General features: G+C 51.9%; 18 protein-coding genes and 1 riboswitch. Of the genes, 12 read left to right on the top strand and 6 right to left on the bottom strand.

The window, feature by feature from the left end:
* From V7028_RS02430 to V7028_RS02390, 9 genes are all read left to right on the top strand, one after another.
* On the top strand, positions 1-1,344 hold the full coding sequence (locus tag V7028_RS02430; RefSeq protein WP_334118511.1) for an ATP-binding protein: 1,344 nt from the start codon (positions 1-3) through the stop codon (positions 1,342-1,344).
* 105 nt (positions 1,345-1,449) lie between these two features.
* On the top strand, positions 1,450-1,716 hold the full coding sequence (locus V7028_RS02425) for a hypothetical protein (protein ID WP_334118510.1): 267 nt from the start codon (positions 1,450-1,452) through the stop codon (positions 1,714-1,716).
* Positions 1,717-1,807: 91 nt separating this feature from the next.
* The gene (locus V7028_RS02420; RefSeq protein ID WP_334118509.1) at positions 1,808-3,097 is read left to right on the top strand and encodes a TolC family protein; all 1,290 of its coding nucleotides are present in this window, start codon (positions 1,808-1,810) and stop codon (positions 3,095-3,097) included.
* Between the two features lie 12 nt (positions 3,098-3,109).
* Positions 3,110-4,603 (top strand): efflux RND transporter periplasmic adaptor subunit, encoded by a 1,494-nt coding sequence (locus V7028_RS02415; RefSeq protein ID WP_334118508.1) that lies wholly within the window; start codon positions 3,110-3,112, stop codon positions 4,601-4,603.
* A gap of 65 nt (positions 4,604-4,668) precedes the next feature.
* Positions 4,669-7,842: an efflux RND transporter permease subunit gene (locus V7028_RS02410; RefSeq protein ID WP_291771663.1), complete on the top strand. Its 3,174-nt coding sequence runs from the start codon at positions 4,669-4,671 to the stop codon at positions 7,840-7,842.
* A gap of 9 nt (positions 7,843-7,851) precedes the next feature.
* Entirely contained in the window at positions 7,852-8,208 is a 357-nt protein-coding gene (locus V7028_RS02405) for a DUF3147 family protein (RefSeq protein WP_334118507.1), read from the top strand.
* 12 nt (positions 8,209-8,220) lie between these two features.
* Complete coding sequence (locus V7028_RS02400; RefSeq protein ID WP_334118506.1) at positions 8,221-9,153, top strand: cation diffusion facilitator family transporter; 933 nt, start codon at positions 8,221-8,223, stop codon at positions 9,151-9,153.
* A gap of 61 nt (positions 9,154-9,214) precedes the next feature.
* The gene (locus V7028_RS02395; protein ID WP_334118505.1) at positions 9,215-9,994 is read left to right on the top strand and encodes a COG4705 family protein; all 780 of its coding nucleotides are present in this window, start codon (positions 9,215-9,217) and stop codon (positions 9,992-9,994) included.
* 103 nt (positions 9,995-10,097) lie between these two features.
* Positions 10,098-11,564 (top strand): Do family serine endopeptidase, encoded by a 1,467-nt coding sequence (locus V7028_RS02390; protein WP_334118504.1) that lies wholly within the window; start codon positions 10,098-10,100, stop codon positions 11,562-11,564.
* 11 nt (positions 11,565-11,575) lie between these two features.
* On the opposite strand, the gene V7028_RS02385 is transcribed toward V7028_RS02390, so the two are convergent.
* The 4 genes from V7028_RS02385 to V7028_RS02370 form a co-directional block, all read right to left on the bottom strand.
* Positions 11,576-12,901 (bottom strand): sensor histidine kinase, encoded by a 1,326-nt coding sequence (locus V7028_RS02385; RefSeq protein WP_334118503.1) that lies wholly within the window; start codon positions 12,899-12,901, stop codon positions 11,576-11,578.
* Positions 12,877-13,542: a response regulator transcription factor gene (locus V7028_RS02380; RefSeq protein WP_334118502.1), complete on the bottom strand. Its 666-nt coding sequence runs from the start codon at positions 13,540-13,542 to the stop codon at positions 12,877-12,879. The genes V7028_RS02385 and V7028_RS02380 overlap by 25 nt, the downstream gene beginning before the upstream one ends.
* On the bottom strand, positions 13,523-14,725 hold the full coding sequence (locus V7028_RS02375; protein ID WP_334118501.1) for an MFS transporter: 1,203 nt from the start codon (positions 14,723-14,725) through the stop codon (positions 13,523-13,525). The genes V7028_RS02380 and V7028_RS02375 overlap by 20 nt, the downstream gene beginning before the upstream one ends.
* A 93-nt stretch (positions 14,726-14,818) precedes the next feature.
* Positions 14,819-15,160, bottom strand: coding sequence for a PepSY domain-containing protein (locus tag V7028_RS02370; RefSeq protein ID WP_040512442.1), 342 nt, complete (start codon positions 15,158-15,160; stop codon positions 14,819-14,821).
* Between the two features lie 102 nt (positions 15,161-15,262).
* On the opposite strand from V7028_RS02370, the gene V7028_RS02365 reads away from it, so the two are divergent.
* Entirely contained in the window at positions 15,263-16,306 is a 1,044-nt protein-coding gene (locus V7028_RS02365; RefSeq protein WP_291745896.1) for an AI-2E family transporter, read from the top strand.
* A 30-nt stretch (positions 16,307-16,336) separates the two neighbouring features.
* On the opposite strand, the gene V7028_RS02360 is transcribed toward V7028_RS02365, so the two are convergent.
* On the bottom strand, positions 16,337-17,095 hold the full coding sequence (locus V7028_RS02360; RefSeq protein ID WP_040512544.1) for a COG4705 family protein: 759 nt from the start codon (positions 17,093-17,095) through the stop codon (positions 16,337-16,339).
* A gap of 117 nt (positions 17,096-17,212) precedes the next feature.
* A riboswitch (yybP-ykoY riboswitch) is annotated at positions 17,213-17,385 on the top strand.
* Between the two features lie 3 nt (positions 17,386-17,388).
* Between V7028_RS02360 and V7028_RS02355 the strand changes: the two genes are divergently transcribed.
* Both V7028_RS02355 and V7028_RS02350 read left to right on the top strand, forming a co-directional pair.
* A complete protein-coding gene (locus tag V7028_RS02355) occupies positions 17,389-17,967 on the top strand; it encodes a TMEM165/GDT1 family protein (RefSeq protein WP_008249274.1) in 579 nt (192 codons plus the stop codon).
* Positions 17,957-18,685, top strand: a complete 729-nt coding sequence (locus V7028_RS02350; protein ID WP_156799563.1) for a phosphatase PAP2 family protein — start codon at positions 17,957-17,959, stop codon at positions 18,683-18,685. The genes V7028_RS02355 and V7028_RS02350 overlap by 11 nt, the downstream gene beginning before the upstream one ends.
* On the opposite strand, the gene V7028_RS02345 is transcribed toward V7028_RS02350, so the two are convergent.
* The gene (locus V7028_RS02345; RefSeq protein ID WP_291771677.1) at positions 18,594-20,219 is read right to left on the bottom strand and encodes a phosphoethanolamine transferase; all 1,626 of its coding nucleotides are present in this window, start codon (positions 20,217-20,219) and stop codon (positions 18,594-18,596) included. The genes V7028_RS02350 and V7028_RS02345 overlap by 92 nt on opposite strands.
* Between the last annotated feature and the right edge of the window lie 38 nt (positions 20,220-20,257).

Raw genomic sequence — 20,257 nt, 5'->3', positions numbered from 1 at the left:
GTGAAATCAATTTCCAGGGCCACCATCGGATTGACCAGTTCAGTCAGTGTACTGGGCGTGGTGTTACTCGCTGTACTTGTGTATTGCTGCATCCACTATTGGCAGGCCAAGCAACAGGAGGAAACTGCCAGCCGTGCGCTTCATGCTGTTGAACACCTTTTACTAAAACCCACTTCCGAATATTCACCAGAAGATGTGAAACATGGCTTGGAAGAGGTGTTGGGTGGGCAAGGCCGAACCCAGGCCCAAGTTTATGACAGCCGGGGCAATCGTATGTTCGGGCCAGAGGTATTCTTCAATGGAGAGGGATCTATTCGGGAATTCTCTCAAGTGTTTAAAACCGAACTTCCCCAACTGCAAGCCAAACGGGTTGAACTGGCAGTGAGCACCGTAGATGACGAACGTTTTCTGAACTTCATTTCAGGAATTTTTGCATCGTCCATCGTGTTGTGGATCCTGGTGTCGGTGTTGATCAGTATGCGATTGATTCGACTGGTTTTGCGCCCCATCAATCGACTGACAGAACGCATTCACAATTTGGGGCCACGCTCGCTTGATGTTGTGCTGGACGACCACAAGGCCCCGCTTGAATTGCGACCCTTCATCGACGGATTCAACCGCTTACTGGGGCAACTGCGCGAGAACCGGGAGCAATTGAAACTGTTCAACAGCAATGTTGCACATGAATTGAATACACCACTGTCGAGCTTGACCATCAGCCATGAGTTGCTTCAACGGCGCAAACTGATCGAAGGCGATGAACTTCAAAAAATTGTGGGGGACCACCTCGACGAACTTGACCGGATGGCACGAATTATTCGCAGCATGCTGTTTCTAGCCAATGCGAACCAAGGCAGAGAACTGCAACTTCAACCTGTGCCGAGTCTTCGTCAGTTGGTGGTATCGGTCACAGAATACCTTGAACAGTTGGCCGAAGACAGAGAGCTTTGCATTACGGTTCAAGGCGATGCCACTGTTGAGGTTGAAACTGAATTGATTAAAAGAGCGGTGAGCAACTTGCTGTCCAATGCAATTCGATATGCGCAGGCCAACACAGAAATTACCGTGCACATTACCCAAGAAGCAGAGAGGTTGTGGATCAAGGTTTCGAATGAAGGCCCGACAATTGACCCGGCCAAATCGAACCGTTTGTTTGAACCCTTTTTCCGTGCTGAAGAGGGGCGAAGTGACACAGGGAGCAATCACGGGCTAGGCCTGGCTATTGTGGCAGCCATTGCGAAACTACATGGTGGAGAGGTATTTGCGAGAAGCGAAGATCTAGTTACGGTGATTGGCTTTTCAATCAAGCAAGAACGACGATTGACATCAACACACAAAAAATGACATCCTAATATTATGCATCGCTCAGTAATCTTCATGATTCTTATGTTTCTGTTGCCGCTTCAAGCTTCTTGGGGTGCGGTAGCGGATTATTGCGCTCATGGAGAATTGCCCCAACAAACTGCGCACTTTGGTCACCACCAAGACGAACACCATTCCCACGCCTGGCAAATGGATGGCGACGAAAATCAAGACAGCCAATACCCGCAACACCACGATCATTCGCACTCATCAAGTTTCATCGGTTTTTCAGCTGACGATGCACACAGCGTGCTTATCGATTTCAGTTCACCTCAACAGGTGCTGAGCCCCTCGAAGTATTCTTTTTTCTGTCAAACCCGCCCCGAACGCCCCAAGTGGCCCGTGTCTGCCTAATCCCGGCGACACGATTCCTGTCTTTACCCACATTTAAACGACTGCGTTAATTCGTCTCGCCGATTCTTTCCTTTGTACACCGGAGAAATCGATGCGAAATCTATTGCTAACGCTGGCTGCGACCGCGTTGCTGCCAAGTGCCGCCATGGCACTGGGCGACACCCCCGAATACACCAGCACTGGGCTTAATTCCCCATCTGGGCAAGCCAGCTTGCCGCGAACAACAAACCTTACGTTGAACACCGCACTTGAAAAGGCCTATGCTGCAAACCCTGAACTGGCAGCGGCCCAAAATGCGCTGCTGGCATTGGATGGCACGGTGCTGCAGGCCGAAACTCGCCCTAATCCCGAGCTGCAGGCCACAGTCGAAGACACGCGCAGTGCAACCCGAACTAGTACACTGCAACTCAATCAGCGTATTGAACTAGGTGGAAAGCGCTCTGCACGAATTGACGCGGCAGAACGTGGCAGAGATCTTGCCAAAGCCGAACTTGAAATTGTTCAGGCTTCAATTCAAACCGAAGTCACCTCAGCTTTTTACGACACTTTGGTAGCACAGGAACGAGTGCGGCTGGCTCAATCCTCCATCGCTCTGGCCGAAAGTGCCCTGCGTACTGCGCAAAAGCGCGTCGAGGCTGGCAAGGTTTCGCCTGTCGAGGCCACCAAAGCGGGTATTGCACTGGCGGGTGCACGCGTAGACTACGCACGCGCAGAAAGCACGCTGAAATCATCCAAAAAACGCCTGGCCACCGCAATGGGCGAGCCTCAGGTGAACTTTGAAACTGTCGAAGGAAATCTGGAAACGCCGCCGGAGCTACCCACAATCGAGACGTTGGAAGTAAGGCTGACACAATCACCCACTTATCGAAAAGCCCAAATCGAAGTAGATCGTCGTAAGGCGATCAGCGAGGTCGAACGCAGCAAAGGCGTGCCAGATGTGACGGTGAGCCTTGGCGGGCGAAAAAATCAGGAGCTCGGGCTTAATCAGGCTGTTTTCGGGGTCTCTATCCCCATTCCTGTTTTTGATCGAAATCAAGGCAATTTGCTTGAATCGCTACGACGCGCCGACCAGGCCAAAGACGAACTGACTGCAACGCAGTACCGCTTATCTCGTGAGCTACAAGCGGCTTACGAGAATCTGAGCGCTTCCCGAGAAGAGTTTCTTGCGCTGCGCGAAAAAATCCTGCCAAGCGCACAAAACGCCTACGAGGCAGCAAGTAAGGGTTTCGAGATGGGCAAGTTCAGTTTTTTGGAGGTACTGGATGCCCAGCGCACTTTGTTTGATGCCATGGCGCAAAGCCAGCAATCGCTCGCTCAATCCCACCGGTATGCCGCCGAACTGCAAGGGATTCTTGGGCAAACACCAGCCAATACTCAGTAGGACCAATCAATCATGAATCGCAATTTCAGTAAGAAACAAATCATTTCCATCGCACTGCTTGTAGCAGTGGGTGCCCTGCTGCCCGCAGTTGTCTTGAACACCGGCAACTCCCAACCCGGGCAAACCGAAGACGCACAACTTGAACAAGCCAACCCCAATGAACCGGTTAAAGGCCCCAAGGGGGGTAAATATTTTGTTCAAGACGGCTATGGTGTTGAGGTAACCATATTTGAAGACGGCGTTGAGCCTGAATTCAGGATTTACACCTACAAAGACGACACTTTGCTGCCCCCCGAGGTCACCAAGGCCAGCATTGAACTTGAACGACTGGGTCGAAAAACTCAAACCATCAACTTTGCACCCGCCAACGATTTCCTGCGCGGCGATGCCGTGGTGTTTGAGCCCCATTCATTCCGTATTGCCGTGAACGCTCAGCACGAAGGCAAACAATACCGCTTCACTTATGACCAGATTGAATACCGCATTGACATGAGCGAGGAGCAAATGAAACAAAGCGGCATTGAACTGGCCACGGCGGGGCCTGCCCGGGTCAAAAGCAGTATTGAATTGATCGGCGAAATCCAGTTCAACAGAGACAACACTGTGAGAGTGGTACCACGCTTAAGCGGTATTGTCGAATCTGCCCCTGTGAACGCGGGCGATCAGGTTAAAAAGGGACAGGTGCTGGCGGTAATTTCCAGCCAAACCCTGGCAGATCAGCGAACCGAGTTACTGGCTGCACAAAAACGCTTGGCATTGGCCAACACCACATTCGAGCGAGAAAAGAAACTGTGGGAAGACAAAATTTCAGCCGAGCAAGATTATCTGCAAGCGCGCAATGTCAAACAAGAGGCTGAAATTGCGGTGCTGAACGCAAGACAAAAGCTGGCTTCTATTGATGGTGGCGCCGCCATTGGGAGCCAACTGACCCGCTATGAAATTCGATCTCCGATATCGGGCACTGTTGTTGAAAAAAACATTGCTTTGGGGCAGGCGTTGAAGGAAGACGCCAATATTTTCACGGTGGCCGATTTGTCCACCGTGTGGGCTGAAATGACGATTTACCCCAAAGACCTGAATACAGTGAAAGTGGGCCAGCAAGCCACCGTAAAGGCCACGGCATTTGAATCGGAAAGCGTCGGCAAAGTGGCTTATGTGGGTTCCCTGGTGGGTGAACAAACCCGCACCGCCACTGCACGCATTGTGTTGCCAAACCCCAATTCTGTGTGGCGCCCCGGCCTGCCAGTGAAAGTTGAACTGGTGGCCGAGGAAAGTGAAGTACCTGTGGCCATTTCAACCGAAGCCCTTCAAACCATTCTGGATGGGCCCGCCGTGTTTGGCCGCTATGGCCAACAGTTCGAGGCACGCCCGGTTGAACTGGGCCGCAGCGATGGCAAAACCGTTGAAGTGTTGAGCGGCCTGGACGCGGGTGAGCAATACGCCGCTACCAACAGCTTCCTGATCAAGGCGGATATCGGCAAATCAGGGGCAAGCCATGACCATTGATTCAATGTTTGCCAAAACCTGCTCAAACCTTTGCCACTGCATGCGAACAGAGGAAGTACCGAATCATGTTTGAAAAAATAATCCGTTTTGCCATCGAACAACGATGGTTTGTGATGCTTGGGACCGTGGGCCTGATTGCCCTGGGTATTTACAGTTATCAAAAATTGCCAATCGACGCTGTACCCGATATCACCAACGTTCAGGTTCAAATCAACACCTCCGCTCCTGGCTACTCGCCATTGGAGTCTGAACAGCGCATCACTTATCCCATAGAAACTGTCATGGCGGGTTTGCCTGGCTTGCAGGAAACCCGTTCCATTTCACGCTACGGCTTGTCACAGGTCACCGTGATTTTCAAGGAAGGAACCGACATTTATTTCGCGCGCCAACTGGTCAATGAACGCATTCAGCAAACCAAAGGGCAACTGCCCGCTGGAATCGACCCCGCGATGGGGCCAATTTCCACGGGTTTGGGTGAAATTTTCATGTGGACCGTGGAAACCAAAGAAGGGGCTGTGAAAAAAGACGGCACACCCTACACTCCAACGGATCTTCGGGAAATTCAGGACTGGATCATCAAACCCCAACTGCGAAATGTACCTGGTGTGACTGAAATAAACACCATCGGTGGCTACGCCAAGCAATTCCAGATTGCACCCTCGCCCGACAAACTGGTTGCCCAAGGTATTTCCCTAGACGATCTGCTGCGGGCTGTTGAACAAAATAACAGCAACGTGGGTGCTGGTTACATCGAGAAGCGTGGCGAACAATACTTGATACGGGCACCTGGTCAACTGACCGATATTGCCGACATCGAAAACGTCATTGTGTCGAATCGTTCGGGGGTACCGATTCGAATTAAAGATGTGGCGCAGGTCTATATTGGCAAAGAACTCCGAACCGGTGCCGCCACAGAGAACGGCAAAGAAGTGGTGTTGGGCACAGTGTTTATGCTGATCGGCGAAAACAGCCGTGTGGTGTCTCAGGCGGTGTCGAAAAAGCTGGAGGAAATCAACCGAAACCTGCCTGATGGCGTAGTAGCACAAACCGTTTACGACCGCACAGTGCTGGTGGACAAAGCCATCAACACAGTAAAAAAGAATCTGATTGAAGGCGCCATTCTAGTCATTGCGATCTTGTTTCTTTTTCTAGGCAATATTCGTGCAGCCATTATCACGGCCATGGTCATTCCTCTGTCCATGTTGTTCACGTTTTTCGGCATGGTCAACAACGGGGTAAGTGCCAACTTGATGAGTCTTGGCGCACTGGACTTCGGCATCATCATCGATGGCGCTGTGGTGATTGTAGAAAACTGTGTACGCAGGCTGGCCCATGCACAAAGCAAAGCGGGGCGAACACTCACGCGCAAGGAACGCTTTCATGAAGTGTTTCTGGCCTCCAAGGAAGCGCGACGATCCCTGCTGTTCGGCCAACTCATCATCATGGTGGTTTACCTGCCCATTTTCGCGCTCACCGGCGTGGAAGGAAAAATGTTCCACCCCATGGCTTTCACAGTAGTGGCCGCCTTGCTGGGTGCCATGATTCTGTCGATCACTTTCATTCCAGCCGCGGTGGCCTTGTTGATCACCAACAATGTCAGCGAGAAAGAAAACCGCATCATGACGTGGGCCAAGCGTGGATACGAGCCTGCACTGGTCAAGTCAATGGCCAACAAACCAGTGGTGCTTTCAATTGCCGCGGTGTTGGTAGTTTTGTCGGGTTTGCTGGCAACACGCATGGGCAGCGAATTTGTTCCCAGCTTGAATGAAGGGGACATTGCCCTGCACGCCTTGCGCATACCGGGCACCAGCTTGAGTCAGGCCATTGATATGCAAACTGAACTGGAAAAAACCATCAAGCAGTTTCCGGAAGTGGATCGTGTGTTTGCCAAAATTGGTACGGCTGAAATTGCAACAGATCCAATGCCACCGAACGTGGCGGACAATTTCGTGATGCTAAAACCTACCTCGGAATGGCCCGACCCCAACCGCAGCAAAACTGACTTGGTTAATGCCATGCAAACCGCTGTCATGAAAATACCAGGCAACAACTATGAATTCACCCAGCCCATTCAAATGCGGTTCAATGAATTGTTGTCGGGTGTGCGAAGCGATGTGGCTGTGAAGGTATTTGGTGACGACCTGGACACGCTGAATACCGTTGCTGGAGAAATTTCCGAAGTGCTGGAGAAAGTCGATGGCGCAGCAGACGTGAAAGTAGAACAAACCACGGGCCTACCCATGCTGACCGTTCAGATTGACCGTGAAAAAACCGCACGGTTTGGTATCAATGTGACCGATGTTCAAAACACTGTTGCCATGGCCGTTGGCGGGCAAGAAGCAGGCGTGCTGTTTCAGGGCGATCGCAGATTTGACATCACGGTGCGATTACCCGAGGAACTTCGAAATGACCTGCAAGCCATTGCCCGACTACCTATTCAGTTGCCCGGCAATGTTTCTGGAAGTGACATGCCGCTTTTCGTACAATTGGGCGATGTGGCCAGCTTGGACATTGCACCTGGCCCCAATCAAATTAGCCGCGAAAACGGCAAGCGCCGTGTAGTGGTGACTGCCAACGTACGTGGCCGTGATATTGGTTCATTTGTGGCTGACGCGCAAAACCAGATTCAGCAGAAGGTGAAAGTACCAGCAGGCAACTGGATCAGTTGGGGTGGAACGTTTGAACAGTTGCAATCGGCCTCCAAACGACTGCAAATTGTAGTTCCGCTGTCACTGTTTCTGGTGTTCCTGTTGTTGTTCATCATGTTCAACAACGTTCGGGATGGCTTGATTGTGTTCACGGGTGTACCGTTTGCATTGACTGGCGGTATTTTGGCCTTGTGGTTGCGCGACATCCCACTGTCAATTTCAGCAGGGGTGGGCTTCATTGCACTTTCTGGTGTTGCGGTGCTGAACGGGCTGGTGATGATTTCATTTATCCGCAGCCTGCGCGAGGAAGGCATGCCCCTGGACAGGGCCATTCATGACGGTGCCATGACACGGCTGCGCCCTGTATTGATGACCGCGCTGGTGGCTTCGCTTGGCTTTATTCCGATGGCGATTGCCACTGGCACAGGTGCGGAGGTCCAACGACCCCTTGCCACAGTGGTGATCGGGGGAATTCTGTCATCAACCGCCCTTACCTTGCTGGTCCTTCCAATTCTTTACCGGTTGACCCACCGCAAGGAAGAGGAAATGGAAATTACGGATCAACAAGCAAAACCTGCTTACACCACATAGGTTACCAACATGGGCTGGATTATTTTGAAGTACCTCACCACCGCAGGCCTGGTGGTTCTGATTTCCGAGGTGGCCAAGCGCAGCGACAAGCTGGGCGCGTTGATCGCAGCGTTGCCCATGGTCACTGTGCTGACGCTGATTTGGCTTGCTGTTGAAAAGGCACCACAGGAAAAAATTGCGAACCACGCCTACCTGACGTTTTGGTATGTACTACCTACCCTGCCCATGTTTTTGGCCTTCCCCTGGCTGTTACCCAGGGTGGGGTTTGTGCTCTCGCTGGCGGGCAGCGCATTGCTTACTCTGGCTTGCTTCGCCATAACAGTGAAAGTGGCAGCGGGTTTTGGTGTTCAACTTTGGTTTAAATGAGGGGTAGACAATATGGGCGCAGGACATTCCCATGATGTGAAAGTAGAAGGATACGAAAAACCGCTGTGGATCACCTTGATACTCACCACCAGCTTCATGGTGGCCGAAGTTGTGGGCGGCATATTCACCAACAGCCTGGCTTTGATTTCCGATGCGGCACACATGTTCACAGACTCGGCAGCGTTGGCCATTTCACTACTGGCCATCAAAATTGGCAAAAAACCCGCTGACAAAAAACGTACATTTGGATATTACCGCTTCGAAATTCTGGCGGCTGCTGTCAATGCCATTCTGCTGTTCGGAGTGGCCATTTACATTCTGATAGAAGCGTATCTGCGAATAGCGAATCCACCCGATATTCAGTCGAACGTGATGCTGATCGTTGCCTCACTTGGCCTGCTTGTGAATTTGATCTGCATGAAAATCCTGAGCGGCTCGAAAGACAACAATCTGAATATGAAGGGTGCTTACCTCGAGGTGTGGGGCGACATGCTGGGTTCAGTGGGCGTGATCGTTGGTGCTTTGTTGATTCGATGGACAGGCTGGGGCTGGATTGATTCTGTGATTGCCGTGGGCATCGGGCTTTGGGTACTGCCACGTGCCTGGGCCCTGTTAAAACAAAGCACACATATTTTGCTGGAGGGCACACCGGAACATTTGAATATTGACGAGATCAAGCAGGCACTGTCAAGTCACTGGGGCGTGGACAGCATTCATGATTTGCATGTGTGGTCCATTTCCAGCGGCAAGTCCAGCTTGTCAGTTCATGTGGTATGCCAGCACCGGGAAGTGGATTGGACTGATTTGCTTCAACAAATTCGCACCATGCTGGCAAACCGGTTTGATTTACACCACACCACCATTCAGCTTGAGGCTACACCGTGTAGCGATGCAAGCGGAGAACACAACTACACCGGAGAACCAACAAACACAAAACTTCACTAATGTTCGCCTAAGTGTCACTGCATAACATTCATGCACCGTGACACACAAAAGGGGAATCAACATGAACAACGGCAATCAACCCGGCATCGGGAAATTTTTACTGAACAAGGTGCCTGAAGTCACCTTGTTGTTCTGGCTCGTCAAAATGATGTCGACCACCGTGGGTGAAACTGCGGCAGATTTTCTCAATTTCAACCTGAACTTTGGATTAACGGCCACCTCTGCGGTGGTGGCCATTCTTACTGCCATTGCCTTGGGTATGCAACTTCGAACCAAACGGTATACCCCCTCGGTATACTGGTTAAGCATTGTGCTGATCAGCGTACTGGGCACCTTGATCACCGATCACCTAACCGACAATCTGGGTGTGCCCTTGATGGCATCAACCGCCGCTTTCTCGCTGGCTCTTGCCTGCGTGTTTGCCTGGTGGCATCGCCGTGAAGGTACGCTGTCCATTCACCACATTGATACACCTGCCAGAGAATGGTTTTACTGGCTCGCGATTCTGGTTACCTTTGCTTTGGGCACGGCTTCGGGCGACTGGTTCGCAGAGGGTTTGAACTTGGGTTACGCCATTTCTACGCTGGTGTTTGGTGCCTTGATTGCGATGATTGCAATTGCCCGTTTTCGCTTCAACATGAATTCTGTATGGGCATTCTGGCTGACCTACATTCTTACCCGCCCCTTAGGCGCATCCTTTGGCGATTGGTTATCGCAACCAGCCGACAATGGCGGGTTGGGCTTGGGCACCACACAAACAAGCCTTGTATTTTTAACCCTGATCGTGTGCAGTGTGACCTGTTTAGCGTATCAAAATAAAAAACTCATCCGTTCAAAGTAAGCTGCGTCGCCTAATTCAGAGCTAAGTTTTCCTGCGCATGATGAAGCCATTCCGGTTGGTATTCAACTGGTTCATTGTTGTCACTCTTGAAAGGAACGAGACCATGACTTCTTCATACTCAAACAGCAAACGCCCCTCACGCCTGATGTTGGCCTTGATTGCCGCAGGCATGTTGGGCGGGGCAAGTGCCAGCTACTTCAATGGCACCCCGGCAACGGCAGCTACACCCCTGCTAGATAAACAGGGACAAGCGCAAACTCAAAATACCACACTGCCCGACTTTGCCCAGATTGCACAGCGTTACGGAGACACGGTGGTGAACATTAGTGTTCGGGGAATCAAGCAAAATGTAGCGCAAGCCGGTGTATCGCCAAACGATCCCATGTTCGACTTCTTCAAGCAGTTTCCCAATCCCAACGGTCCGGATAGCGGCCCAGTACCCACCTACGGGCAAGGCTCCGGATTCATTGTGTCCCCAGATGGTCTGATCCTGACCAACGCGCATGTGGTTCGGGATGCTTCCGAAGTGGTGGTCAAGCTGAACAACCGCAAGGAGTATGAAGCCAAGGTGTTGGGCAGCGACTCAAGAACCGACATTGCGGTATTGAAAATCGACGCCAAGAACCTGCCTAGTGCCCCATTGGGCAACCCGGATGCACTTCAGGTCGGCGAATGGGTTCTGGCCATTGGATCCCCTTTCGGCTTCGAGAACAGCGTAACAGCCGGCGTGGTCAGTGCCAAACGCCGTTCACTTCCCGAAGACAGCTTTGTACCATTCATCCAGACTGATGTAGCAGTGAATCCGGGGAACTCAGGCGGCCCGCTTTTCAATTCCAAAGGTGAAGTGGTTGGCATCAACGCGCAGATCTTCAGCCAAACCGGTGGCTACCAAGGTTTGTCTTTTGCCATACCAATCGATCTTGCCAACAAAATCAAGGCCGAGATTGTGGCCACCGGACAAGCAAGCCACGCCCGCTTGGGTGTTGCAGTTCAAGAGGTCAACCAGAGCCTTGCAGATTCTTTCAAACTGGACAAGCCCGAAGGTGCGCTGATTTCCAGCGTCGACCCAACAAGCCCGGCGGAACAAGCCGGCTTGCAGTCTGGCGACATTATTTTGCGGGCCGATGGTAAACCTATTGTGGCCTCCGGTGATTTGCCCGCCTTAATTGGTGCTGCCAAGCCCGGTCAGAAAATGACGCTTGAAATTTGGCGGCAAGGTGAAGTCCTGAAACGAACCGCTCAACTTGGTAATATCGAGAAAGATGTGGTGGTAAGTGCCCAGAAAACAGATGCTGTTGGCGAAGGCCGCCTTGGCCTCGCACTGCGGCCCTTGCAGCCCGATGAACAGCAGCAGGCTCAGGTGCAAAACGGCATGCTGATTGAGCAGGTGCGCGGTGCAGCAGCCATGGCAGGCGTACAGCGGGGCGACGTGCTGATCGGGATCAACGGGGTTCGTGTAAACAACATTGAGCAGGTTCAAGACACGATGAAACAGGCCAAAAAATCAGTGGCTCTGCTGGTTCAGCGCAATGGACGAAAAATTTTCCTGCCCGTGAGGATTATTGGTTGATTAAAACAGGATCAGGACTTGGGGTGTTTGCTGAAATACACCTTCACCACAAGTCCTGTTGAAAATCTGCTTGAGTCCAGCAATTCAATTTTTCCCCCCAACCCGTCCACTAAGCCTTTCACAATCGCAAGGCCCAAGCCCGAACCGGTTTGCTCAAGACCGGATACTCGGAAGAATGGGTCGAACACCCGCTGGCGATCCACCTGCGCAATGCCGGACCCATTGTCTTCTACGGTGAAAACCACCCAGTCCGGTTCGTGATGAATTCCCAGATCAACCATGCCGCCTGTTCTGCCATACCGAATGGCGTTGTCCACAAGGTTACGAACAATCAGCAGCACTTCCGTTTCTTCCGCATGCACAAGGGCATCTTGTGTGTCCTCGTCCATGCCCAAATCGACACCCTTGGCCTGGGCCAAAGGCATAGCGTCCTCTAGCACATGGGTGCACACGCCGAGCAAGGAAATAGGGCCACGCTCCACAACCGGGTTGCTCTGTGCCCGGGCCATGCTGAGCAACTGGCCCAACAGGCGCCTGCTTCGCTCAATGCCCTTTTGCAAACGGACGGCTCGCTCACGCGCTTCGGGATTCAAATCGCAGGCACTCAAACGCTCGGCCTGCAATGACAGCGCCGCGATGGGCGAACGCAATTCATGCGCTGCATCGGCCAGGAACCGCTGCTGGTTTTGTACTGACTGTGCAACCCGCACAAACAGCCGATTGATGGCATGAACAAAAGGCTGAATTTCCCGTGGCAAGTTTTCTTCCGGCACCGCGTGCAACTCCAGATCCCCACGAGAATCGATCTCTTGGGCCAACACACCAATTGGCAGGAATATTTTTCGCACCAGCCAGGTCACCACCAAAAGAAGAATGGGTACCAAAATCAGCAATGGCAACAGCGTGCGAATCGCGCTGTCATTTGCAATTTCATCGCGTAACTCCGTTTTCTGGAGAATGGCGATTCGCGCAGTGTCTGGCAAGGTTCTAATGAACGCGCGATATTTTTTTCCCGATTGATCAAGCGTGTGCAAACCATCCACTAAGCCAAACAAAACCGGATCTGAAAACGGATTCAGGTTGAGGATGAGCAGGTCAGAATCTGTATCACTTCCGCGGTTGCCATTCACCAGAATAATTTCATCTGCTGAGGGAACGTGATCAATCAGCGAAGCAGTCTGCCTAAGACTTTCGTCTTGCAGTTCATGGGCTTCATCAAATGCAAACAAGAATGATAACGCCCCGGTAACCACTGCCACCAGCAGAATGGCCGCCGACAGGTACACCGACAACCAGAATTGAATTGACCTGTTTAATTGCTTTTTTGAACCATCCAACCCACACCCCTCACATTCTTGATTGAATCGGCACCCAGTTTTTTGCGCAAGGCATGAATCAAAAACTCGATGGCATTGCTTTCCACTTCTTCACCCCAACCATACACGCGGTCTTCAAGATCAGCTCGGGACAGTATGGCACCCGGGCGAATCAGCAATGCGTGCAACAAGGCATATTCCCGATTACTCAGTTGCACCGGCTCGAGGTCAACCCGCCAGGCCTGTCGGGTTGAGGGATCCAGATTCAATATCCCATTGCCCAACACTGGCGCAGCGCCGCCCGACTTGCGGCGCACAACTGCACGGATTCTGGCAAACAGTTCGGCCATTTCAAAGGGCTTTAAAAGGTAATCGTCTGCGCCATGATCCAGGCCCTGAATGCGGTCAGACAACTGGTCGCGGGCAGATACAATCAGCGCAGGAATTGGATTATTGCTGGCTCGAATGGCTTTCAGCACATCCATACCATCGCGCTGCGGCAAGCCAAGATCCAACAACAACAAGTCATAGTGCTGGGTTTTCAGGGCACTGAGCGCTGTTTCGCCATTCTTGACCCAATCAACGGCGTAGGAAGCATCTTTTAATGCATCCTGCACTTCTTCTCCAATCATGAGATCGTCTTCAACCAGTAGCACACGCATTGGAGTTTTCCTTGTTCATAACAATCAACACCATGGCAGCAGCGGCAAAAAAAGCCCCTGCATAAAACGGGAACGCTGCACCCCAGCTGTCCCAAAGCCAGCCCGCCAGTACGCTGGCGATCAATGTAGTTACTCCACCGACAAGGCTGAAGATTCCGAAAGCCGTACCCCTTAAGCCAGCTGGTGCTGTTGCCGCAATCATGGTGGAAAGCAGCCCCTGGGTAATGCCCATGTGCAGGCCCCACAACAGAATACCGGGCAACAAGGCCTGCCAGGATTCACCCAAGGCCAGAAACAAGTCGGCTGCAACCAATGCTGCCAAGCCCAGAAACAGCAACCTGGTATGTGACATTCGATCTGAAAGTTTTCCAAATGGATACGCTGACAAAGCAAAAACCAAATTCATGACAATCAACACAAGCGGAGCCCATGCCACAGACAAGCCAGCTTGTTGAACACGCAACACGAGAAATGCCTCGCTGAACCTGGCCAGCGCAAAAGCGCCGCCAATGCCGACAACCCACCAATAGTCCCGCCCCAGACTTCGAAACGTGCGCCAATTGATGGGGGCTCTCGCACCTCTTTCACTTGCTTTCTCGGGCTCTGCCACACCAAAGTACAGCAAGGCCACAGCAAGCACAGCCGGAATAACCGCCACCCAGAACACGGCCCGGAAATCATTGGCCCACAACAGCATCAACCCAACGGCCAGCAAGGGTCCAGAAAATGCGCCCGCAGTATCCAGTGATTGCCTTAAGCCATATGCGGCCCCGCGTGCTTCGGGGCGGACCAAGTCAGCGACCAGTGCATCTCGAGGCGCACCGCGAATGCCTTTGCCTACCCGGTCAACAAAGCGAGCCCCAAACACCATTCCGGTGCTGCCCGCCATTGCAAAAAAAGGTTTGCTGATGGCACCAAGGCCATATCCAAATACAGCCAAAGCCTTGCGTTTCCCCAAATAATCGCTCAATGCACCTGAAAACACTTTGACCACCATGGTGGTCGATTCGGCCACACCTTCAATCACGCCGACCAACAAGGCGCTGGCCCCCATCACGGTTACCAAATAGACCGGTAACAGGCTATGAATCATTTCCGAAGAAATATCCATCAACAAGCTGACAAAACCCAATACCCAAACGCCGCGAGGAATGACTGAAGTGGTGGCCGAATTGAATTGCATAGATCACGTTTGTTTGTGTTCCGGAAGGTGCCAATATGCCATGGCTTGCAAAGCGCCGGGCATGGTTTTGTTGCCATACCCGACTATTGCACATCAATCGTCGTCATCCTCGCCATCGGCCTGATCCAGTTTCGATGACAAAACCTTGGCGCTGGCAGCATCCACTTTAACGTCGTACACCTTGTGGTCTGCGGTAACCACTTCGACATCATAAACCGGACCGCCCGAGGTCTGTTGCTCAAGCTCCACCTGAACAGCTTTACCCCCTGCATGCTGTTCCGCTGCCGCAATGGCCTGAATCAATGTAACCTTTGCTTTTGAAAACAAAGCCACTGCATCGTTCGGTGGTGGTTCCTTGCTGGCGTATGCAAGGCTTCCCCCGGCAATCGCGCTTGCGGTTACAATCAGGGCGGTAAATAATTTTCTCTGTTTCATGATTTCACTCCGTGGTTGAAAGTCAATCAAGCGGGTTTGCTTGCGACAGTTCCCACTTTGCCCATGCAAACTTAGCGCAACATTAGTTCATTCATCCAAAACATGACACCCTCGAACTTTTCACAATCCGCCCACGAGTTTTCATTAAGCAGGGTACTGATCGTTGTTGTATGGATTTGTGCCGCATGGTTCTCGGTGCTTGCGTTGCACCTTACACCGGCCGTTTTCGCGATCTTGATCACTTATGGGGCCACTACACGTTTGGCACATCGCCTGAAAGCTTGGCTGCCAGCGCTTCGTCACGTTGAGGCAATCGCTTTGTTGCTGGTTTTGTCAGCCATTGCTCTGGGTTTGGGTGCCTCACTGGAATATCTGCTGGAATCGGGTTCAGCCAACGTGGGCGTGCCTGCGGTGCTTGAACGTTTGTCTAAGGTACTTGATCAGTTGCGCCTTGCCCTGCCTGCCGCCTTGTCGGCTCATGTGCCCGCTTCAATTGACGGGGTTCGTGCCGCAGCGGCTGCCTGGCTTCAAAATCATGCGAGTCAGCTTCAAACCTGGGGAGGGCACACTCTTCGCGGTGTGGGCTATGTACTCGCAGGCACCGTGATTGGGGCCTTGTTAAGCATTCAACTGAACCGATCAACCGGTAAGGTGAGCAGCAAACACCTGCCACGCTTGCTTCGCCTGCGCTTTGACGAACTGATTGAAAGTTTCACTCACATTGTGTTTGCACAATTCAAAATATCCGCAATCAACACTTTGGCCACTGCCATTTTCCTGCTGGGTGTGCTGCCCGCTTTGGGTACACCCATCCCCTTGGCAGGTACTTTGGTCAGCATCACATTTGTGGCGGGCATGATTCCGATTGTGGGTAATCTGGTGTCAAACACAATCATTGTTGCAATCGCCTTGAGCCAATCATTGACCATGGCAATTTTGGCGTTCATATGGCTGGTGGCGATTCACAAGGTTGAGTATTTTTTGAATGCGCACATCATTGGTTCAAGTATCCGTTCCAAAGCTTGGGAACTGTTGCTGGCCATGCTAGTAATGGAAGCACTGTTCGGGTTGGCTGGCCTAGTTACTGCACCCGTGCTGTATGCACAAATCAAGCACGGTTTGTACAGCCAGGGCTGGCTGGATTAAGCCTCAATGCCAGCCCGGCACAGTTTAAGGTTAATGCGCTTTTGAGCTCGCTTTCTGCTTGAAAGCCAACAGGCACACCACAATAAAACCCAGCAACACGGCCGATGCGGTGTACCGGCTTAGCGCAAGACCACCCATGTCAACCGGCTTGTCAAGGTAATCGCCCACCACAGCGCCAAGGGGTCGGGTTAGCACGAAGGCAAGCCAGAACAGGGTTGTTCTGGAAACACTAGTGAAGAAATACGCACCGACGACAAGCAGCAAAAGTCCACTGAACACCATTGCACCCCCGGTATACCCCAGGCCGGCAGTATCGGCGGTCCAATCGCCCAGCGCTGTGCCCAGTGTTTGCGAGAACATTATGGTGATCCAGTAAAACATTTCTGCTTTTGGGGTGTTCACCGAACTAACAGACACCGTACCCATGGTTCGATACCAGGCAAACAGGGACACGATCAGTAAGGTGGACAAAATTGCGGTTCCACCCGCATAACCTACCCCCAAGGACCTGTCCGCAAAATCCGCAAGTGTGGTGCCCACCGTGGTGGTGGCAATAATGGTGGTCCAATACAGAAATGGGTGAAATCGATCCGCCTTGATTTGTGCAGCGACCGCGATGAAGAAAACTACCGCGAAAATTACTGTGCCCATCAAGTAGCCCAAATTCATGGACATCGACACAGCATCGCCCCCTGTTTCACCCAGTGTGGTGGCTGCAATCTTGATTACCCAGAACAGCAAAGTCACTTCAGGTACTTTGCTCAAAGCCGCTCTGGCGGTTTCCTTCAAGTCGTGGTTTTGCATGCCGGTGTTCTCCAATCGATTAAATGATGGTGGACTGTTCGCTTATTTCGATTCGCCTGAAATTCACAGAATTTGGAAGTTTTTACGATTCCGGTTAACATACCATCACTCATTGGGGAGTAGCCTCCTTTTCTCGAAAAGGGCTTGCATCAACATACTTGGCCCAAAAGCCATGGTGCAAGCGGTTTCCACACTTGGCAAGACCTTTGACTGCATTTCCACCGCTTCGGCCTGGGTGGAATGTGGTCATTTGGTTCTCAAGGCCGTGGAATTTTGTAATGGAAGCTTTTCTCGTGTCCACCGGTGTTGTTGCACTGGCTGAAATCGGTGACAAAACCCAATTGCTGGCCTTGCTTCTGGCTGCGCGTTTCAAAAAACCCATTCCCATCATTCTTGGCATTTTGTTGGCCACCCTGCTGAACCACGGCTTGGCTGGAGTAGTGGGAGGCTGGGTCACGGCGAATGTTGGTGCGCAAACTTTGAAATGGATTTTGGGTGCGTCGTTCCTGGCGATGGCTGTGTGGGTGTTGATTCCTGACGAGATTGACGATTCTGGTTTGTCTTTCACCCGTCGGCTTGGCGTTTTTGGCACCACATTCATTGCGTTTTTTCTGGCTGAAATGGGCGACAAAACACAGGTTGCGACTGTGGCCATGGCTGCTCACTATGCCAGTGTGTTTTGGGTAGTGGTTGGCACCACGCTGGGCATGCTGATCGCCAATGTACCGGCTGTGTTGCTTGGCGACAAGCTAACCCAAAAAATTCCAGTGCGATGGGTACACATCAGCGCCGCTATCTTGTTCGCCTTGCTGGGTGTGGCAACCCTCACAGGGCTTGGAGATCAATTTGTTTTCTGAAAACTCACGTCCCATGCACCACTGGGCAGCTTGGACGCTGCTCGGTGTGTTCATCGTTTTTTTGAACCGCTACACCGGCTGGGATCAAGCCATTTCCAATGTATTTTTTGACCCGCAGGCAGCCAGTTTTCCACTGAAGCAAAACCAGTGGCTTAGTTTGCTGTTGCACGACGGGTTGCGCTGGCTTGCCGCGGGCATCTGGCTGGTTTTTGTTTTGCTACTTTGCTTAAAGTCTGTCAGGCAGGTCTATTGGAAAGAAATTCTTTTTATCCTGTTGGTTAGCTTGCTGGCCGCGCTGGTGGTGAGTGTGCTCAAAGCCCTGTCTTCACACAGTTGTCCCTGGGATTTAAACCTGTATGGTGGAGCAGCCGATTATTTTCGGCTGTTTCAAAACACCCATGCTGTTGCAAACCCGGGGCCTGGAAAATGTTTTCCCAGCGGGCATGCATCCACCGCATTCATGTGGATTGTATTGCTGTACAGCCCAATGCCGTGGCTAAAGCGGCATCAAACGACAGTAGCCATCGTGGTGCTGTTCATGGGCGGGCTGGCCAGCGGCGTGCAAATTGCCAAAGGAGCCCACTTTACAAGTCATGTGCTTGCCACCGCGTGGCTTTGCTGGGGGGTTAGCTTGCTCGCCGTTGACGTTCGAAATACGCTTTCAAGGCATCGGTGCGCTGCGCGCACACGCCACTTTCCACCTCGAAAGTCAACATGAGCGAACAAAACAAATCGTCGTGCGTGAAAGGATAATCTTTGACCAGCCTCAAGTCTTCCGTGCGGTAGTCAAAGTTTTTTCCGAACCATAATAGTGACGCCACATGGGTTTGTTCCTTGGGTGAAAACACATAAGGTGCACCGTGCAAATACATGCCCTTTTCACCCAAGGACTCACCGTGGTCGCTCACATACAGCATGGCGGTCTCATGGCTTGCATCAAACTTTTTCAGCAATGCAATGGTTTGCGCCAAAAAATAATCGGTGTACAAGATTGCGTTGTCATAGGCGTTGTTGATTTCCTCGTCGGTACATTTTGACAATTCATTGGTTTTGCACACCGGGGTGAACCGCTCGAATTCTGGCGGGTAGCGCTTGTAGTAGGCGGGGCCATGGTTGCCCATTTGATGCAACACAATCAACAGGTCTTTGCCGGGGTGTTTGCGTATGTGTTCCTCCAGCCCAACCAGCATACCGGTGTCCCGACATTCGGAATCGCACACCGGATTGATGGCCGGGTCGCGAAAATTCTCGTAGGGCAAACGAACAGCAACACCCTTGGAATCGGAATTGTTGTCGCGCCATAAAATTTCAACACCCTGGCGTTTCAGCACATCGAGTACATTTTCAAATTCATGCACGGTTTCGCCATCAAAGCCTTCGCGCCCAGCCAGAGAAAACATGCAGGGCACCGACACGGCGGTCGACGTGCCACATGAATTAACATTGCTCAGAGAAACCACGTCTTCTTTGCCCAGCGCTGGGTTGGTGGGCTTGGTGTAGCCATTCAGTGCAAACCGGTCAGCACGCGCCGTTTCGCCCACCACCAAAACAATCAGTTCTTTGGGGTGCTGCGGGGGTTCATCATTCAATGCAGCGTCTGGCGCAACTGCTTGCACCACCACGGGGCCAGCACTGCCTTTGATTTTGCTGCTTGCCAGGCGAATGGCCGAGTAAGTGAAGTAAGTTGGGTTGGCGTAAAAGCGCAGGCTTTTGTGTTCACGAAAAAACGAAGCGTATTGAGAAGTAAATGGTACGATCAGCAGTACCATGCCAACCAGCAAACACAAACTGAATAGTGTTTTTGCACGTAGTTCTGTTACGAAGCCTGCAGTCTTGGGCATGCGGCGCAACACATACCAGGCAGGCAGCACACCCAGGCCCAACAGGTAAAGCAGCATGGAAGTTGAGAAAAGATCTCCTGCTTCGGAAGCATTGGTTTGCAGGGTATTTTCCAGCATGGTCTGGTCAATCACCGTGCCATAGGCCGACATGAAATACGCTGCCATGCTTGAAGCGAGCAAATAAAAGGCCAACACCCATCTAGCCGCACGTCCATGGCAAAGCCAAAGCAGCATGAAAGTGGTGGCCAGGGTAAACAACAAAAGTACCGAACTGACGAACAACAAGTTACCGTCGCTAAGCGGGTAGGCCAACAGCAACTGGCTTGCAAAGCTGCCATTGGCTACCAGCATGAGAAAAACTGAAACACCGGTGATCCAGCGGTTTTGTGCATTAAGAATGTTGTGCCACATGTTTATCCAAAAAATAATCAAAAATTGGGTCAGGGATG

The organism is Limnobacter sp., from assembly GCF_036846585.1.
Classification (GTDB): domain Bacteria; phylum Pseudomonadota; class Gammaproteobacteria; order Burkholderiales; family Burkholderiaceae_B; genus Limnobacter.
The sequence above is the reverse complement of the archived record's forward strand: the minus strand, read 5'-3'. Positions and strand labels throughout refer to the sequence as shown.

What these genes read in the sequence shown, in the direction of transcription:
- V7028_RS02345 (WP_291771677.1), bottom strand. Translation starts at nt 20,219, where the DNA reads ATGTGGCACAACATTCTTAATGCACAAAACCGCTGGATCACCGGTGTT.
- V7028_RS02355 (WP_008249274.1), top strand. Translation starts at nt 17,389, where the DNA reads ATGGAAGCTTTTCTCGTGTCCACCGGTGTTGTTGCACTGGCTGAAATC.
- V7028_RS02395 (WP_334118505.1), top strand. Translation starts at nt 9,215, where the DNA reads ATGAACAACGGCAATCAACCCGGCATCGGGAAATTTTTACTGAACAAG.
- V7028_RS02375 (WP_334118501.1), bottom strand. Translation starts at nt 14,725, where the DNA reads ATGCAATTCAATTCGGCCACCACTTCAGTCATTCCTCGCGGCGTTTGG.
- V7028_RS02415 (WP_334118508.1), top strand. Translation starts at nt 3,110, where the DNA reads ATGAATCGCAATTTCAGTAAGAAACAAATCATTTCCATCGCACTGCTT.
- V7028_RS02410 (WP_291771663.1), top strand. Translation starts at nt 4,669, where the DNA reads ATGTTTGAAAAAATAATCCGTTTTGCCATCGAACAACGATGGTTTGTG.
- V7028_RS02370 (WP_040512442.1), bottom strand. Translation starts at nt 15,160, where the DNA reads ATGAAACAGAGAAAATTATTTACCGCCCTGATTGTAACCGCAAGCGCG.
- V7028_RS02420 (WP_334118509.1), top strand. Translation starts at nt 1,808, where the DNA reads ATGCGAAATCTATTGCTAACGCTGGCTGCGACCGCGTTGCTGCCAAGT.
- V7028_RS02365 (WP_291745896.1), top strand. Translation starts at nt 15,263, where the DNA reads ATGACACCCTCGAACTTTTCACAATCCGCCCACGAGTTTTCATTAAGC.
- V7028_RS02380 (WP_334118502.1), bottom strand. Translation starts at nt 13,542, where the DNA reads ATGCGTGTGCTACTGGTTGAAGACGATCTCATGATTGGAGAAGAAGTG.
- V7028_RS02405 (WP_334118507.1), top strand. Translation starts at nt 7,852, where the DNA reads ATGGGCTGGATTATTTTGAAGTACCTCACCACCGCAGGCCTGGTGGTT.
- V7028_RS02390 (WP_334118504.1), top strand. Translation starts at nt 10,098, where the DNA reads ATGACTTCTTCATACTCAAACAGCAAACGCCCCTCACGCCTGATGTTG.
- V7028_RS02400 (WP_334118506.1), top strand. Translation starts at nt 8,221, where the DNA reads ATGGGCGCAGGACATTCCCATGATGTGAAAGTAGAAGGATACGAAAAA.